This is a genomic window from Gammaproteobacteria bacterium (assembly GCA_022340215.1).
Taxonomy (GTDB): domain Bacteria; phylum Pseudomonadota; class Gammaproteobacteria; order JAJDOJ01; family JAJDOJ01; genus JAJDOJ01.
Genome location: JAJDOJ010000009.1, coordinates 1 through 17,433 on the forward strand (window position 1 = coordinate 1; position 17,433 = coordinate 17,433).

16 protein-coding genes are annotated in these 17,433 nt (G+C 63.0%); 5 read left to right on the forward strand and 11 right to left on the reverse strand.

Annotation, left to right across the window (positions count from 1 at the left end):
• Positions 1-316: 316 nt before the first annotated feature.
• Complete coding sequence (gene groES, locus LJE91_00605; protein ID MCG6867263.1) at positions 317-604, reverse strand: co-chaperone GroES; 288 nt, start codon at positions 602-604, stop codon at positions 317-319.
• A 450-nt stretch (positions 605-1,054) separates the two neighbouring features.
• Here groES and pckA point away from each other — a divergent pair, with 450 nt between their 5' ends.
• From pckA to LJE91_00625, 4 genes are all read left to right on the forward strand, one after another.
• Complete coding sequence (gene pckA / locus LJE91_00610) at positions 1,055-2,641, forward strand: phosphoenolpyruvate carboxykinase (ATP) (GenBank protein ID MCG6867264.1); 1,587 nt, start codon at positions 1,055-1,057, stop codon at positions 2,639-2,641.
• 148 nt (positions 2,642-2,789) lie between these two features.
• A complete protein-coding gene (locus LJE91_00615; GenBank protein MCG6867265.1) occupies positions 2,790-3,740 on the forward strand; it encodes an NmrA/HSCARG family protein in 951 nt (316 codons plus the stop codon).
• A 265-nt stretch (positions 3,741-4,005) separates the two neighbouring features.
• Complete coding sequence (locus LJE91_00620) at positions 4,006-4,749, forward strand: Crp/Fnr family transcriptional regulator (protein MCG6867266.1); 744 nt, start codon at positions 4,006-4,008, stop codon at positions 4,747-4,749.
• A gap of 268 nt (positions 4,750-5,017) precedes the next feature.
• Entirely contained in the window at positions 5,018-5,185 is a 168-nt protein-coding gene (locus tag LJE91_00625) for a hypothetical protein (protein MCG6867267.1), read from the forward strand.
• 175 nt (positions 5,186-5,360) lie between these two features.
• On the opposite strand, the gene LJE91_00630 is transcribed toward LJE91_00625, so the two are convergent.
• The 9 genes from LJE91_00630 to LJE91_00670 all read right to left on the reverse strand — a co-directional run bounded on the left by LJE91_00630 (position 5,361) and on the right by LJE91_00670 (position 14,365).
• Entirely contained in the window at positions 5,361-5,783 is a 423-nt protein-coding gene (locus LJE91_00630) for a hypothetical protein (GenBank protein MCG6867268.1), read from the reverse strand.
• Positions 5,784-6,193: 410 nt separating this feature from the next.
• Positions 6,194-6,406: a hypothetical protein gene (locus tag LJE91_00635; protein MCG6867269.1), complete on the reverse strand. Its 213-nt coding sequence runs from the start codon at positions 6,404-6,406 to the stop codon at positions 6,194-6,196.
• A 28-nt stretch (positions 6,407-6,434) separates the two neighbouring features.
• Complete coding sequence (locus tag LJE91_00640; GenBank protein MCG6867270.1) at positions 6,435-7,379, reverse strand: hypothetical protein; 945 nt, start codon at positions 7,377-7,379, stop codon at positions 6,435-6,437.
• A gap of 157 nt (positions 7,380-7,536) precedes the next feature.
• Positions 7,537-8,661 carry an ABC transporter permease gene (locus tag LJE91_00645; GenBank protein MCG6867271.1) on the reverse strand — a complete coding sequence of 375 codons (1,125 nt, stop codon included), beginning with the start codon at positions 8,659-8,661 and terminating at the stop codon, positions 7,537-7,539.
• Between the two features lie 39 nt (positions 8,662-8,700).
• A complete protein-coding gene (locus LJE91_00650) occupies positions 8,701-9,792 on the reverse strand; it encodes an ABC transporter permease (protein ID MCG6867272.1) in 1,092 nt (363 codons plus the stop codon).
• Positions 9,793-9,827: 35 nt separating this feature from the next.
• Positions 9,828-11,561, reverse strand: a complete 1,734-nt coding sequence (locus LJE91_00655) for an ATP-binding cassette domain-containing protein (GenBank protein MCG6867273.1) — start codon at positions 11,559-11,561, stop codon at positions 9,828-9,830.
• Positions 11,554-12,594 carry an efflux RND transporter periplasmic adaptor subunit gene (locus LJE91_00660; GenBank protein ID MCG6867274.1) on the reverse strand — a complete coding sequence of 347 codons (1,041 nt, stop codon included), beginning with the start codon at positions 12,592-12,594 and terminating at the stop codon, positions 11,554-11,556. Before LJE91_00660 ends, LJE91_00655 begins: the two co-directional genes overlap by 8 nt.
• 269 nt (positions 12,595-12,863) lie before the next feature.
• Entirely contained in the window at positions 12,864-14,135 is a 1,272-nt protein-coding gene (locus LJE91_00665) for a DUF4010 domain-containing protein (GenBank protein ID MCG6867275.1), read from the reverse strand.
• Positions 14,132-14,365, reverse strand: coding sequence for a hypothetical protein (locus LJE91_00670; GenBank protein ID MCG6867276.1), 234 nt, complete (start codon positions 14,363-14,365; stop codon positions 14,132-14,134). The genes LJE91_00665 and LJE91_00670 overlap by 4 nt, the downstream gene beginning before the upstream one ends.
• A 334-nt stretch (positions 14,366-14,699) precedes the next feature.
• Here LJE91_00670 and LJE91_00675 point away from each other — a divergent pair, with 334 nt between their 5' ends.
• Positions 14,700-16,514, forward strand: coding sequence for a SulP family inorganic anion transporter (locus tag LJE91_00675; GenBank protein ID MCG6867277.1), 1,815 nt, complete (start codon positions 14,700-14,702; stop codon positions 16,512-16,514).
• A gap of 326 nt (positions 16,515-16,840) precedes the next feature.
• Here LJE91_00675 and LJE91_00680 read toward each other — a convergent pair whose 3' ends face one another.
• On the reverse strand, positions 16,841-17,395 hold the full coding sequence (locus LJE91_00680) for a cyclin-dependent kinase inhibitor 3 family protein (protein MCG6867278.1): 555 nt from the start codon (positions 17,393-17,395) through the stop codon (positions 16,841-16,843).
• Between the last annotated feature and the right edge of the window lie 38 nt (positions 17,396-17,433).

Genomic DNA, 17,433 nt, shown 5'->3' on the forward strand with positions numbered 1-17,433 from the left:
GCAGGGACAGCGCCGCGCCGGGATCGTTCGTCATCAAGGCGCGACAACAGGCGCATAGTCGAACTATGTCACTGTTGTCGCAACACAGAGGACGAACGAAAAGACAAGCAGGATGGTATGTCATTTGACAGAAATCGCCTAAGCACCGGGATCGACCGAAATCGCTAACCCTCGGACTTCAGACCTTTGATGCCGAGCATCTTCAGATCTGGTGAATTTGTATCTGATCCCTTCGCAATGCCCGCCTCGACTCGCGAGGGCATCATTTGCGATAGCGAGGTGTTGCCGGTCTACTCGAACTAACGAATGCGGAAGATCACTCGATCACGGCCATGATATCGTCCTCCCTCATGACGAGCAGTTCCTCATCTTCCAGCTTCACCTCGGTACCGGAATACTTGCCGAACAGCACCCGATCGCCCGTCTTGACGTCCAGCGGACGGAACTCCCCGCTGTCGAGCATCTTGCCCTTGCCGACGGATACCACCTCACCCTGCACCGGTTTCTCGGTCGCCGTGTCGGGGATCGCAATACCGCCGGCGGAGCTGCGTTCCTCCTCCATGCGACGAATCACCACACGATCGTGTAACGGGCGGATTTTCATGTCAATGGATCTCCAGAGAACTCTTGAGGATAGGTGGTGTGGGTAACATCACCCCGCTTAGGGAACCACACCTGACACCGTGATGTTCAGGGTGGCGACAGAATATCGATCCGGAGAATCGATGGTCAAGGCCTGTGGGCGGACAGGGCGCGAGGCCGAGACAGGGAGGTTCCGCCCGCAAGGCTGCTTGCTTGTGCTTTCCAGGCGCTGGCGGCAGGTTCGATCTGGCCTGACATCCACCACCCCGGCGAACGGACTCCCCCTCTTGCAGTAGAATGTCCGTCACGCCAGGTCACCCTGGATCGGCAAGGTTTCGAATCGGGGCGCCGCCCGTCCGGCAGCGGGTCTTGATTCCATCACCCATTGAATAGAAAGGTTGAAATAATGGTAAAGCTCGCTTCGACCTCATCCCGACCAGATCGCAGCCCTGTAAACACCGATATCTGCGAGATGGCCCTGGAAAAGTTGGGCATCATCAATCTGGACGGGGTTCATTGGAACCTCTCGACGGCGCAAATCTACGAGGCGGCCATCCGCCGCCGCGAAGCGCACCTGGCCCACCATGGCCCCCTGGTGACGAGGACCGGTTCCTTTACCGGGCGCGCACCGAACGACAAATTCATCGTCGACGACTCCGTTTCCCACGACAAGGTCTGGTGGGGCAGCGTCAACAAGGCCTTTCCCGAGAACAGATTCAATGCCCTGTACGAGAAGATCTGCTTTTTCCTGGAGGGTCAGGAGGTGTTCGTGCAGGACCTCCTCGTGGGAGCCGACCCGGACTACGAAATGCCGATCCGCGTGGTCACACAAATGGCCTGGCATTCGCTGTTCGCCCGCAACATGTTCCTGCTCCCCGATGCCCTGGGGCGCCCCCTCGAGCACAGGGACCCGGAATTCACCGTGGTTCACGTGCCGCATTTCCATGCCCAGCCCACCATCGACGGGACGCATTCCGAGGCCTTCATCATCGTGAACTTCTCCCGCCGGCTGGTCTTGATCGGAGGGACTCAGTACGCCGGTGAGATCAAGAAATCGATCTTTTCCGTGATGAACTATCTGCTGCCGCAACAGGATGTGCTGACCATGCATGCCGCCGCCAATGTCAGCGAGAGCGGTGACTCGGCCATCTTCTTCGGTCTTTCCGGCACCGGTAAGACCACCCTGTCTGCGGATCCGGAACGCGCGCTGATCGGTGACGACGAACACGCCTGGGGCGATCGAGGCGTCTTCAACCTCGAGGGCGGCTGCTACGCCAAGGTCATCCGCCTGTCTGAAAAGCAGGAGCCGCTTATCTACGAGACCACGCGGTGTTTCGGCACCATTCTTGAGAACGTCAGCATGAACTTCCGGGATCGTATACTGGACCTGGACGATGACCGCCTCACCGAGAATACCCGGGCGTCCTACCCGATCTCCCACATCCCGAACGCCATCATTCCCGGACTGGCCGGGCATCCGAGAGATATTGTCATGCTGACCTGCGACGCCTTCGGGGTCCTGCCGCCCCTCGCCAGGTTGACCCCGGCCCAGGCAATGTACCACTTCATCTCCGGCTATACGGCCAAGGTGGCGGGCACCGAAACGGGCATCACCGAACCCCAGCTCACGTTCAGCACCTGCTTCGGTGCGCCCTTCATGTCACTGGATCCGAGTGTCTACAGTGACCTGCTGGGGCGTAAGATCCAGGAGCACGACGTGCGTTGCTGGCTGATCAACACCGGCTGGTCGGGCGGGCCCTACGGGATCGGCAAGCGGATGGACATCCATCACACGCGCGCTATGCTCCGAGCCGCGCTGAATGGCGATTTAGACGATGCCCCCACAACCGAGGACCCCGTCTTCGGCATTCAGGTCCCGCAATGCTGCCCGGGGGTTCCGGACGAGGTGCTGCAGCCCATCAGCACCTGGCTAGACCCCGAGGCCTATCGCGCCAAGGCGCAGGAACTGGCGCACGCGTTTCACGAGAACTTCCGACAGTTCGAAAACCAGGCGCCCGAAGCGGTAAAGGCGGCCGGGCCGAGAACCGGCGACGCCTAGAGCGAGCCTGGCCATCGCGTCCTTGCCGGGTACCCCGGGATGCGTCTGGACGGGGACGAATCGGTTGCGACGAAAAGAGCGCGGGATCGAATTCGTGGCTCAATGGGTACCGGCCGGTTAACGACAGATCTGCGGAGGGATTCTCGTCATGGTTGAGAAAAAGGTCATTGCGGTCGTCGGGGCAACGGGAGCCCAGGGTGGCGGCCTGGTCAGGGCGATACAGGAAGATCCGGCGGGCGGTTTTACCGCCAGGGCGGTCACCCGCAATGCGGATTCGGACCGTGCGAAGGCGCTCGCGGCGCTCGGCGCCGAGGTCGTGACCGCGGACATCGATGATGCCGCCAGTCTGGAGCGCGCGTTCGACGGCGCCTGGGGCGCCTACTGTGTGACCTTCTTCTGGGAACACATGTCACCTGAAAACGAGAGCGCGCAAGCTGCGAAGATGGCAGGTGCCGCGGCGAATGGCGGGCTCGAACATGTCATATGGTCCACACTCGAGGACACGCGTCGATGGGTACCACTCGACGACGACCGGATGCCTACCCTCATGGGTCGCTACAAGGTGCCGCACTTCGACGCCAAGTGGGAGGCGAACCAGGCGTTCGTCCATACCGGGGTCCCGACCACCTTCCTGTTGACCTCTTTCTACTGGGACAATCTCATCCACTTCGGAATGGGACCGAAGCGCGGCGAGGATGGGACACTCGCGATTACCATGCCCATGGGGTCGGCGAAGCTCCCGGGCATCGCCGCGGGCGATATCGGTCACTGCGCCTACGGCGTCTTCAAAGGGGGCGCGAAGTACATCGGCGATACGGTGGGGATCGCGGGCGAGCACCTGAGCGGAGCGGAGATGGCGCAAGCACTGTCCAGGGCGCTCGGCCAGGAAGTACGCTACAACGACGTACCTCCCGAGGTGTACCGCGGATTCGGGTTTCCCGGCGCCGAAGACCTCGGCAACATGTTCCAGTTCAAGCGCGATTTCAATACCGACTTCTGCGCCGCACGGAACCTCGATGTCGCCCGGGCACTCTACCCCGGGTTGCAGTCTTTCGAGACCTGGCTGGCCCGCAACGCAGACCGGATACCCATCGAATAGCGGTCCACCCCACGATGTGGCGCGGCGAGCGGCTCGGTGTTCGCATGAACCCAACTCAATCTCTGGTTTGTTGTTCGCGTCGACACCTTGGTGCCGCAGCTCGGAGGAGAAGAACGGGAAATTCTGCTCCGAAATCGTCGAAATCAACTCAATTTCATAGAGTTAAGTCGGAATCCCAGTCTCTGGCATGAGACCTGCACTATCTCGGGTAACGGGGGGCGACAGACCCTCTCGATCCGGGGTATGCCATTGCAGGAGCAATACGATGACGATTGCCGCTGACAGTCTCGCCAACAACCGGTCCGGCTCCGCGGAAGCCGTCCTGTCACAAGTTCCTCGATCCGATCGGGATACGGTCGTATCGCCTGCGCTCTGTGAACAGCTCTTCCGGGGCCTCAGTGAAGACGACATTTCGGCGATCACCGAACGGGTGATCCGGCGTTCCTTTCCTCGCAACACGACCGTGCTCTACGAGGATGAGGAAACCGACGCCCTCTATATCATCCTCAAGGGCAAGGTGAAGGTCACCAAACGCTCCGTCAACGGCAAGGAGGCGGTCATCACGATCCTTTCGGCCGGTGACTACTTCGGCGAAATGGCGCTGATCGACGAGGGACACCGTTCGTCCAACGTCGTCACCAAGGAGAAGTGCGAGATCTGTTTCGTCCGCAGGTGTGACGTCTACCCTGTGCTCATGCGCAACCCCCGCTTCATGATGAACCTGATGCTGGGTCTCTCCCGCCGCCTGAGAGAGGCTTCGTCGAAAATCGCCTGTCTGGCCATGGAGGACGTCTACGGGCGTATCGCCCAGCTCCTGCGTGAGTCCGCGGTAGAACAGGGCGGAACGCGGGTGATCCAGGAAAAACTCAGTCGCCAGGAGATCGCGGACCGGGTCGGTTCCTCCCGGGAGATGGCCAGCCGGATCGTCAACGATCTCCTGAGGGGCGGATACATCAGCGAGGAAGGGGGCAAGATCCGGATCAATCGGAAACTGCCGAACCGCTGGTAGTCAAACCGGACGGCGTGTGCCGCAACCGTGGACCGCATTCCCGACGGGCAGGACGGATCCCTTTGTATCTTCAGAGGACCTGATCTCGGCCCCGCGGTTTTCTTGTAAGGGCCTGGCGAAAAACCTCGGGAATTCAATCGGAAGCAAGCCGACTGCGGCGATTCTGCCGAGCAGCCTTTGGCGGCGGCTTGGATTTTACGAAGATACCGGTTTCGGTGCGCCGGGTGCGCCGAGCCTCAAGATTGTCCTGCCGAAAGGGCCGAAGTCGATGCCGCAAATCCAGTTGCCGATCTTCCCCGAGGGCGTCACCCCCATTACCGCCGTGCTGGCGTTCGGCAAACGGGATGGACGCGTGACCTACTTCAACGGCAGCATGCCGGTATTCGTTCATGACGGTGGAACCGCTGCGCTTGTTCCACCCTACGCAATGTCATGACTCACCGAAAGCACGGAAAAACCGTAGGTCGGATCAAGCGAAGCGGATCCGGCATGCTACTGGTGCTGAAACTGGGCTCGACGTAGATTCCGCAAAGTCAGGTCATCCGATCTTGATTCCCTGGTGCGACGCCCCTGCCCCTTTCGAGGTGTTCGCGCACCGCAACCGCGTTGATTCAGCGCCTGCGGTCCCTGCGCCGACGGGCCGCCCGTGACTGCATCGCCGGGACGAGTGCGGCATAGTCGATCTCATCGGTGCGCCTTCCGCCTTCGGTAGCGGTGTCGATGAGGTCGTGAACATCCGCCACGCCTGCGGCATCCGGAGGCGACGGACCAAGCGAAGCCTGAAGACCGAGTAGCCCGCCGTACTGTATCTTCTGGTAGATGTTATGCGGTGTGGTAGCCAGGTCGTCCGCCATTCCGAAGGCGGGCAGCCCGGCCGATTTGAGGTGTTCATGAACCCGGTCGCAGACTTCGAGCGCGGTTTCCGATCCGCAGTGGATCTGCGGTGTATTACGCACCGTCACCGGGTTCGCGAGGCTGCAACCGAACTCCCCGGTGATGAGCGGGTTCTGGAACGGACACTTGGGGGCCGGCATGGGTTCTGTCAGCTTCCGTATCGATTACCGTTTCCGGCGATTGTCGAGTCGGTTTCGCAGGCGAGACGGACGTTTCGCGCTCAGGCGATTTCTGTCGAATGACATACCATCCTGCTTGTCTTTTCGTCCGTCCTCTGGGTTGCGACAACCGTTCCATCGTTCGACGATGCGCCTGCTGTCGCGCCTCGATGACGAACGATCCCGGCGCGGCGCTGTCCCTGCTTTGCTTGGGCACCGGTCTTGGGCTTCCTGCCCAAGCCGTTCACTGCTTCGCAGCTCACCCGGCGCGATCTGGTATGCCATTGTCCGGCAATCGCCTAAGTAAACCCTTTCGCCCGCAAGTACCCTCTTGGCGCTTTGCAGTATCATGGGAAGCCCTCTTTCCGTCAATAACAAAGACCGCTCACACTTCACACTTCATGTCCCTGGATCTCGTTGTCCCCGTATCGCCGCAGTCGGGCAGCGGCCTGCGCTACGCTCAGCCCCCTCAGCGGATCGCCCGCCAGTTGACGAGAGGTTTCGTCGACCGGTTCCTCCGTCGACTCATCAGTCGGCCGGACCATTTCATCTTCGCCCCGTCCTCCGAGCCGTTGTGCCGTCGTGATCGCCAGAATACGGGTCACGGCGATGCCATTGACCCGCCCAGCCGCATCAGAGCCAGCGCTTCCGCTTGAGCACGAGATAAGGCACCACGGCCGTGGCCGCCATGGCCAGCAGCGCCACGGGGTATCCCCAGGAACTCGCCAGTTCGGGCATGTGGTCGAAATTCATGCCGTAGATGCTGCCTATCAGCGTGGGCGGCAGGAATACCAAGGCCACCACGGAGAGGATCTTGCTGATCCGGTTGTCAACCAGGTTCAGTCGGGTCATCACGAAATCCATTAGAAAATCCAGCTTATGCGACAGGAATCCCGAGTGTCTCAACAGGGAATCGACGTCCCGGCGCACCGCATCGAGACGGTGTTGCAGCGGATCGGGCGTCGCCTCTTCCTGATCGAGCGCCGCCAGCACCAGGTCCAGATCCATCAGCGAGAAGCGCGCCTTGTTGTTGTCCGAACCCATCCGCGAAACGTGACCCAACTCGGTTTCGAGTTCTGCAAGTCCCGTGTTCTTTGGGATGGGCCAGTGGGTTTCCGCCTCCGAATAAACAGACTCGAGGCGGTCGGCGAGCAGATCCAGCTGGATTTCTACCAGCCTCAGAAAAACACCGATGGGTCCGTCCGCACCGACCCCGAGTTTGCGTTGCCGGCCCAGTAGATCGAAGCTCTCGCTGGGCTCGGCGCGCAGGCTGATCAGGCACCCGTCGGAGAGGATGAATCCCGCCGAATGCGATTCCAGGCCCGCCCCCCGGGGCTCCAGCAGCCAGGTGCGTAGATGTATTCCGTTCTCGTCCACGAAAAAGCGCGACGTCGCCTGAATCTCCCGAAGTTCGTCCATACCGGGAAGTTTCACGCCGCGCGCCTGCTCGATGCGCGATCTGTCCTCGGGGCCGGGGTTGATGAGATCCAGCCAGTACCGTTCCTCGCTGTCCGGGCCCACGCTGGCGGCGTCGACCTTCTCGAGACAGCCCGGGGTGATACGGTAAACATTCAGCACGACATTTTCTCCTGTCCGAGCGCGTCCTTTCGATCGATCACAAACACTGTCGCAGAGCGCGGTTTTCTCCCGCCCGTCTCCCTTGCCCCAGCCGGGGCCGATTACCCGCCTGGTCAGCTCGCCTGCGCTCGCGACGAATCCCGGTCCCGACAGGCTCCTAGTACATCCGGTGCCGGAAAAGCCACCCCGCCATTGCCAGGGAGACCAGGCCGATGATGGCCATGGGCCAGTACTGATGCTGCAGCAGGGCGTAGCCATCGCCCTCCAGGAACACCCCGCGCACGACGACGAGAAAGTAGCGCAGGGGATCCAGGTAGGTGAGGTATTGCACCGCCTCGGGCATGTTGGCGATGGGCGTGGCGAACCCGGACAGGATCACCGCCGGCACCAGGAACAGAAAGGCCCCGAGCACCGCCTGTTGCTGGGTCACACAGATCGCGGAGATCATCAGCCCGATGCCTACCGCCGACAGCAGAAAGAGGAACAGTCCCAGATACAGCGCTCCTATACTGCCACGCAACGGCACATCGAACCAGTACGCCGCCAGCAGGATAATGAAACTCGCCTCGAGCACCCCGATCGCGATCCCGGGCACGGCCTTTCCAATGAGGATCTCCACCGGACGCAGGGGGGTGACCAGCAGCTGGTCGAAGGTGCCCTGCTCCCGTTCCCTCGCGACCGACAGGGCAGTGACGATCAATGTCACGACCAGGGTCAGCAGGCCCACGATACCGGGCACGATGAACCAGCGCGAGCGCAGGTTCTCGTTGTACCAGGCGCGCACATCAAGCACCGCGGGCGGGCTGCCGATACCCGTCCGCCCGGCGCGATCCCGGTTGTAATCCATGACGATGCCACGCAGGTAATTCACCGCGATCAGGGCGGTGTTGGAATTTCGACCGTCCAGGATGGCCTGCACCGCGACGCTTCGGCCCTGTTCCAGATCGGCACTGAAGCGCTGACCGAGATGCAGCACCAGCAACGCCTCGCGGCGATCGATCAGGGGCGCGATGTCCGCGTCCCGGTCCAGTTCGGCGACCAGGTCGAAATGCGGCGAGCCGACGACGCGGCTGATCAGTTCCCGACCCGCGCCGCCGCCGTCCTCGTTGTAGACGGCTACCGGCACGTTGTCCAGGTCGAAGGTCGCTGCGTAGCCGAACACGAGGAGTTGCGCGATGGGCGGACCGATCAGCACGATTCGGCTGCGCTTGTCCAGCAGAAGGGCGAGGAACTCCTTGACCGCCAGGGCGAGAATACTTTGAAGGCTGTGGGTCCAGTGCATTGGAGGGAACTTCCGTTTCAGGCGATGCAATCCCGCGGATCAGTCCAGGCGCTGGTGCGTCTTCTTGCTCACCAGCGCGCCGAAGATAACCAGCAGGACGAAAAGCGCCGCGATGTTCCGCCACAGGATGGGCCAGACGTCACCGGCCAGGAACAGGGTCTGAAGGATGGTGACGAAATAACGGGCCGGCACGACGTGGGTCAGCACCTGGATCGGCGCCGGCATGGAACCGATATCGAAGATGAAACCCGACAGGATGAACGCGGGCAGGAAGGTGACGACGATGGCGATCTGTCCCGCGACGAACTGGTTTTTGGAAACGATGGAGATCAGTAGCCCCACCGCCAGGCTCACCAGCATAAAGACAGCGCCGCTGAGCGCCAGCACCCAGAACGAGCCCCTCAACGGCACGTCGAACTGCCAGACGGCCAGGGCGACGGTGAACAGCATGCCGCCCATGCCGAGCACGAAATACGGGATCAGCTTGCCTGCGAGTAACTCGCCGGTGCGCAAGGGGGTGACCATCATCGCCTCCATGGTGCCGCGTTCCCATTCGCGGGCGATTACCATGGCGGTGAGCAGGGAACCGATCAGGGTCATGATGATGGCGATCAGTCCCGGTACCAGGAACAACCGGCTGGTGACAGCCTGGTTGAACCAGACCCGGTGCTCGATCTCCACCGGCATGCCGAGGGGCTTGCCCCGGGCCCGTGCGTAGCGCGTCAGCCAGCCCTGCCAGACCCCCTGGATGTAGCCCTGGGTGAGATTGGCCTGATTGGAATCCACCCCGTTCAGCCGTACCGCGATGGGGGCCTCGTCTCCGGTGAACAGACGGCGGGCAAAGTTGTTTCGCAGCCAGACGATGCCGTCGATGTCACGTCGCGCCAGGGCCGTCTCGGCCGCCTGGATTTGGCGGTAATAGCGGGGGATGAAGTACCTGGAATGCTCGAAGGACCCGGCCAGTGACTGGGTCGCCGCATCCGCCTGCTCGATCACAATCCCGAGGGGAATGCCCCGCGCGTCCAGCGAGACCCCGTAACCGAACAGGAACAGCAACACCACCGGCAGCACGAAGGCGATGGCGATGCTGGAGGGGTCGCGCAGGATCTGCAGGCTCTCCTTGCGCACCATGCCGCGCAGGCGCAGCCGGGTCGCCTGCCGGGCGTTCACGCCAGGGCCTCGCGATGTTCGATCAGTTGAATGAAGGCATCCTCCATGGTCGGGTCCGGGCGCTCGGCGGTACGCGCCCTGTCCCTCATCTCCCTCGGGGTCCCCTCGGCGAGGACCGCGCCCTCGGCCATGATCGCAAGTCGGTCGCAGAAATTGGCTTCCTCCATGAAGTGGGTCGTGACCAGTATCGTGACCCCGGCCTCGGCCAGGGCGGTGGTGCGCGCCCAGAACTCGCGGCGGGCCAGCGGGTCGACGCCCGAGGTCGGCTCGTCCAGGAACAGGATGTCCGGGTCGTGCATCAGGGCCGCGGCGAAGGACAGGCGCTGCTTGTAGCCCAGCGGCAGGTCACTGGCGTTGACGTCGGCGTATGCCGATAACTCGAAGGTCTCCAGCGCCCAGTCCAGCCGCTGAGCCCGCCGATGTCCTCGCAGACCATAGGCGCTTGAGAAAAAACGCAGGTTCTGCATCACAGTGAGGTTGGTGTACAGAGAGAACCTCTGCGCCATATAGCCGATTCTCGCGCGCGCCCGGGCGGCGGCATGGCGCAGGTCGCGCCCAGCCACCGAGAGGCGTCCACCCGAGGCCGGCAGCAGGCCGCATAGCATCCGGAAGGTGGTGGACTTGCCCGCCCCGTTGGCCCCGAGCAGCCCGAAGATCTCGCCCTTGCGCACCGTGAAGCTGATGCTCCTGACCGCGACGAAATCCCCGAACCGGCGCTCCAGGTCCTGCACCCGGATGACTTCCGCGTCGCCACCAGCGTGATGCCGGATGCCGATACCCGACCGATCGGCGCGATCCGGGACGGTCTTGAGGCGGGCGATGAAGGCGTCCTCGAAGCGTGGGGCCACCGGTTCGACGCGTGCGTCACCGACACCGGGCAGCAGGACGCCGGGGTCCGGGGTCTGTGTCGTGCGGGTCACCAGGCGCACCCCGTCCTCGGAGATCATCGCATCCAGACTGGCCGCCGCACGACTCAGGCGTACCTGCAGCGCGCGGGGCGCCATAGCCGGGGCGCTCACCTCCCAGGTCCGGCCCCGTACCGAGGCGGCATAGGCGGCCGGGGAATCGTGGCCGAGGATCCGGCCCTGGTGAAGCAAGACCACTTCGTCGCAGCGCTCGGCCTCGTCCAGGTACGCCGTGCTCAACAGCACGCTCATACCGCTCTCACTAACCTGGCGGTAGACGATCTGCCACAGTTCACGGCGCGACACCGGGTCCACGCCGACGGTCGGTTCGTCCAGCAGCAACAACGGCGGCTGACGCACCAGTGCACAGGCCAGGCCAAGCTTTTGCTTCATGCCCCCGGACAGGCGTCCGGCCAGGCGGCCGGTAAACGGGCCCAGCCCCGTCAGGCGCATCAAGTCCTCGTAACGCGCCGGGCGGTCGGCCGGTTCCACGCCCTGCAGATCGGCATAGAGGTCGAGATTCTCCTGAACGCTGAGGTCCTCGTAGAGTCCGAAGCGCTGCGGCATATAGCCGACCCGTGCCTGGATGGTCCCGGCATCGGTCGCAGCATTCAGTCCCAGCACCCTGATCTCCCCCGCGTCCGCGGCCAGCAACCCGCAGGCGAGACGCATCAGCGTGGTCTTGCCGGCCCCGTCCGGGCCGATCAGGCCGGTCACCCGGCCCGGCGGCACATTCAGATCGACATCCTCCAGGGCGGTGATGCGGCGCTTTCCAGACTGGAACCGCTTGCTCAGCCCCGTCGCCGCGATGACGGCCTCAGCCATCGGATTGACAGCGGTGCTTCCCAGCCGCCTCACCGGGTTTGCGGTCCAGCGGAACGACCACCGTCGTCGGCATTCCCAGTCGCAGCTCACCCAGCGGATTACAGGCATATACCCGCATGGAGTAGACCAGGCGGGTCCGCAGTTCCGGTGTCTCCACGTTCTTCGGTGTGAACTCGGCGGTGGGCGAGATGTAGCCGATCCACCCGGGATATCGCCTGTCCGGATAGCTGTCGGAGAGAATCTCCGCGGACATACCCGGCGCCACCTTGCCCAGCAAGGTTTCTGGCAGGTAGGCGCGTACCCAGACCGGGTCGATGAAGGCCAGGGTCATGGCCGGCTTCTGCGGGTTGGCCATGTCCCCCGGCTCGAGGATCCGGTTGCGGATCACCCCGTCCGACGGGGCGAACAGTTCGGCATCGGCGAGCCGTTGCCGGGCCAGGGTCAGTTCCGCCTCGCGCGCCTTCAGTTCGGCCCGCGCCGCTGCGATTTCTTCCTTTCGAGGGCCGGCAAGAAGCAGGGCCAGGGCCTGCTCGACGGCCTCAGCCTCGGATTCGGCGACGTGGGCCTCGGCACGCGCGTCCTCGACCTCTTCCTGCGAGGCGACTTTTTTCGCGAGCAGACGTTCCATGCGCCGTGAGGTGTCCCGCGTTGCCGTGGCCCTCGCCATGGCGGCCTCCCATTCCGCCCGAGCCTTGTCGATCTCCTCGATACGGCTCCCCGCCTCGAGTTCCGCGACGGCCTGTTGCTGCGCGGCCGCCAGCGCCTCGGCCGCCGCCATCTGCGCCTCCAGGAGCGGGGTGTGCAGCCGCGCCAGCAGCTGGCCCGAATGCACCCGGTCACCTTCCTGCACCAAGATCTCGGCAACGTGTTCTGTGGCGTTGAAGGTGAGCTGCGCCTCGCGAATGTCCACGTTTCCGTACAGGGTGAGCCGATCGGCCTCCGCGTGCGGCGCGCGGCCCTGCCACCAGAACCAGCCGCCGATGCCGGCCACGAGCAGCACCGGGATGATCAACAGACCGGGTTTCCTTTTCATTTCATTCCCCGTCGAACATGATTTCAGGCGATTGCCGGAAAATGGCATACCAGATCGCGCCGGGTGAGCTGCGAAGCAGCGAACGGCTTGGGCAGGAAGCCCAAGACCGGTGCCCAAGCAAAGCAGGGACAGCGCCGCGCCGGGATCGTTCGTCATCAAGGCGCGACATCAGGCGCATCGTCGAACGATGGAACGGTTGTCGCAACACAGAGGACGGACGAAAAGACAGGCAGGATGGTATGTCATTCGACAGAAATCGCCGCAGTGAATCACAACGCCGTTAGGCCATAGCCCAGGGTCAGCATCCCCATGACGACAAGAATCACTATGGCGTCGCGGCACGCCGCCCACCCGCCCAGGGCCAACGCGTATACGGCCTTGAGAAAATTGTTGCTGCCCGACGCGATAAAGAACGCGGCCGCCAGCTGGTCCATCCCGATGCCCTGGTAACTGCCCTTCAGCAGGGAGAGGACGAACGGGTCGATGTCCGTAAATCCGACTACGAAGGAGAGGAGTTGCAGACCGGTGTTACCGAAGTTATGAATGATCGCCCTGGTCAGCAGGAGCATGACGATAAACAGTATCGCAAACAGAAAGGCGGTCCCCAGTTCGAGCGGATTCCGCGGCGGGTCGGGGGTCTCATCGATGGATCCGGCCGACCCGAACTTCATCAGGAATACGGCGGCGGCGATGGCCGCCGTGCCCAGCACGGCGAAGGGAATCAGGGTGGGAGGCAGAAAGGCCGCGTTCAATGCCCCGATGAGCGCCAGCAGGCGCAAGTACATCATGCCCGAGGCCGCGACGATAGCCGCGGAGATGCTCCTCGCATCTCCTTCCCCCGTGCGGGCCTTGCGCGCCAGCACCACCGTGGTTGCGGTGCTCGAGTACAGTCCCCCGAGCAACCCGGTGATCAGGTAGCCCCCGCGCGCTGCGACATAGCGCTTCAGGATATAGCCCAGATACGAGATCGCGGAGATGGCGACCACGGCGACCCAGATCTTGAAAGGGGAGGCCGTCACGTAAGGGGTGATCGGCCTGTCCGGCAGCAGGGGCAGGATGACCGCGGACAGAAGCAGGAACTTCGCCAGGGTCACCACCTCCCGGTGGTCCATGTGCTCGTAGATGCGGTGGGTAAACGGCTTGGCGCTGAGGGTGAAGATCAGCGAAACGAAAAGGAGCGCCAGAAACCAGACAGGCGTCAACTGAGCGGCGGGCCCGAAGCAATACACGAGCAGACCGGCGAGCACCTGCACGCTACTGGCCCGCCCATGCGCGAGTTTTCGGTAATAGAAGATCCCGTAGAACACCACCAAGGCCGCCATCCCGGCGATAAACAGCCGAAATTCATGATCCAGAGCGAAGGTCACGAACCCGAACAGCGCGATCAGCGTATAGGTCCGGGCGCTGCCCAGGGTCAGCTTCGACGGATCGTCTTCCCGGTACTCTCGAAACTCTAGCCCGGTCAGGAACCCGAATAGTCCCACCAGCAGGAACTGGAACCACAACTGGGACAGGAGCAAATCGAGTCCGACCGGATTCATACGGGATGCCCCTTATCGACAGCGGCCCGTCCGGGCCTCGTGGCGGTCGGCGAAGGGAACGGGGCCGCGGCGCTCGCCGCAAGCTCTCGGATAGGTACGTCCCGTTGCGGGAAGGGATTCCCGATGCCTGCCTCGTCCAGGGCGTCCCAGATCGCGAAAACGGTACGCACGACCGCATCGGGGCGGGTCCGGTTCGTGAAAGCGTTGTCTACCGGTTCGGCATTGGGCATGATCGCCTCCTTAGTTTCCCGCACCGCCCCACCTTCAGGTCGCCCACTTCCGCGTGACGGGAGCGATTCCAGTTTGCTTTATCGTTCAAGTGCAGACATGATATAAAGAATATCAATATTAACATCTTAGTGATTATTTATATCTTTTCTTGTGATCAGCAGCGGACAAATCCAGGCGGCGCGTGCACTGCTGAACTTGGATCGAAAGACCCTGTTCCGCGTACCGGTTGATCCCTACCGAATAGGCCGGATCCGTTGCGATGCGTCCCTGCGGTCCCGGGGGAACCGATACGTACTTCATTCGCGCGGAACACGAACCCACCGGTAATCCTGAATGCCACATACACTTGCCAGAACTAGCTCCTGGACACACTGGTTCATCCCGTTCATACGCTGGCTCCCCGGCGTCACGCGCGAGGACATCAAGGTCGATTTCATGGCCGGGCTGGCGGGGGCGATCATCGTCCTTCCCCAGGGCGTCGCGTTCGCGACCATCGCCGGCATGCCGCCCCAGTACGGACTTTACGCCGGCATGATTCCGGCCATCATCGCCGCCCTGTTCGGGTCGTCGCGGCACCTCGTCTCGGGGCCCACCACCGCCGCCTCCATCGTGCTGTTCTCGGCATTGTCGCTACATGCCGTTCCCGGCAGCCCGGACTACGTGACACTCGCCCTGACCCTGACCTTCATGGTGGGGGTGTTCGAACTGGCGCTGGGACTCGCCCGGATGGGGGCGCTGGTCAACTTCATTTCGCATTCGGTCGTCGTCGGATTCACCGCCGGGGCCGCCCTGCTGATCGCCGCCAAGCAACTGAAGTACTTCTTCGGCATCGAGATGCCCAGGGGGGGGCATTTCCACGACATCGTCATCGCCTTCGCGGGGCAGATGGAGAACATCAACCCCTATGTGACCACCGTCGCCCTGGTCACCCTGCTGAGCGGCGTGGCCATCAAGCGCTGGTTCCCGAAGTTGCCGTACCTGATCATCGCGATGTTGTTCGGCAGCGTGATCGCAGTCGTGCTGAACGCGATCTTCGGCGAACAAACGACGCTGATCGAGGCCGTCGGCGCACTCCCTGCCGAGTTGCCGCCGCTTTCATCGCCGGACCTCACCCTGAACCATATCAAGATCCTCGCCCCGACCGCACTGGCCGTGACCCTGTTCGCCCTGACCGAGGCGGTCTCCATCGGCCGTTCCCTGGCCGCGCGTGGTGGATATCGAATCAACGGCAACCAGGAGTTTATCGGCCAGGGCCTTTCCAATATCGTCGGCAGTTTCTTCTCCGGCTATGTGGCCACCGGTTCGTTCAATCGATCCGGCCTGAATTTCGAGGCCGGCGCGCGCACCCCGCTGGCGGCCATCTTCGCCGGTGGCCTGCTGATAGGGATCGTACTCCTGGTGGCCCCCTTGGCCGCCTATCTGCCCAAGGCCACCATGGCCGGCGTCCTGTTCATCGTCGCCTGGGGCCTGGTCGACTTCGTGCAAATCCGCCACATCGTGCACGCCTCGCGCCGCGAGATCGGCGTGCTGGCCGTGACCTTCTTCAGCGCGCTGTTCCTGGAGTTGGAATTCGCGATCTTCGCCGGCGTGCTCCTGTCCCTGATCCTGTACCTGGAGCGGGTCTCCAAGCCCGCGCTCCGCCGTCGCGTACCGGACCCGCGCCTGCACGAGCGACCCCTGGTCACCGACCCGGCCCTGCCGGAGTGCCCGCAGTTGCGGATCGCGCGCATCGACGGCTCGCTGTTCTTCGGCTCAGTCAACCACGTGCAGGAGACCTTCGACCTGTTCCGCGACACGCGCCCGGCACAGAATCACCTGGCCATCACCTGTCAGGGCATCAATTTCGTCGATCTGCACGGGGGAGAGGCCCTCAGCGAGGAGGCGGAACGCCGCAGGGCGGCGGGCGGCAACCTGTACCTGGTCAACGTGAAGCTGGGACTGTGGAATGCCCTGGAGCGCTACGGTTGCCTCGACAAGATCGACCCCGCCCACGTCTTCCAGGGCGAGACGGCCGCGATCCACGCGATCTACCAGCAATTGAACAAATCGATCTGCGCGGGCTGCGACAAGCGCATCTTCATGGAATGCCAAAGTGAGTTCGGCCCCGGCGCGTCACCACCAGGAGGTGTTCAGGGCGAGGAGAAGTAACCGCCCCCCTTGCCTGCCGACAGATCCCGACCCAGACTATGACTCATCCGGGTCCCGTATAGCCACCTCTACCGGTGGGGCGATCGTTGAACTTGCGGACGGTTTTCGCATAGGAGCCTGTCGGCTTTAGGAACAATCTACTGCGCTGATGGGAGAACGGCCAAAAAATCCCCGATTCCTCGTTGCGTAGGCCCACTATGCGCCTCGAAATCGTGAACTTTTTGTCTCGCTCTCCCACCATGCTCGCTACGATCGCCTAAATCCGACAGGCTCCATAGAGGCGAACGGGGCGATCTGCGCGGCGCTCACGGCGTGAAGTTCCCACTTCACGTTGACCGGATAGAAATCCTCTCGAGCACATATTTCTCCTGTTCCCGCGTTTCCACCGCACCCGGTCGGGCGGCGCGCACCCGCGCCAGCGCCCGGTCCGGGGCCTCGCCAAGCTCGATCAGCAACCGCGCCGCAACCAGTCCCGTGCGCCCGAGGCCCCCGCGGCAGTGGACGAGGATTCCTTCGTCGTTCGACAATCTCGACCGCAGGTCCTTGCCGGCCGTTTCCCAGGCTGTTTCGAACCACGCCCCGGGGATCGAGACATCGCGAATCGGCAGGTGTAGCCAGCGCAGACCCGAGGTCTCGACCCGCTCACCGAGGTCCGGCACCTCGAGCAGAGAGAGTTCGTGCACCTCCAACAGGGTGACCACCACACTCGCTCCCCACTCGACGACGGCACGCAGATCGAGTTCGACATCCCTTTCCCACGGCCCCGTCGCCGCCATGGGGTCGCGTTTGCCCGGGCAGAACGTCAAGCCGATCCGACCGCCAGCAGGGGTATCCAGCGTCGCGATCTGCAACGGATGAGTCACGCTGGTGCGAGGTTTCATCGATCGCCCTCGTTGTTTTCGATTCGTTCCGCAAGTTC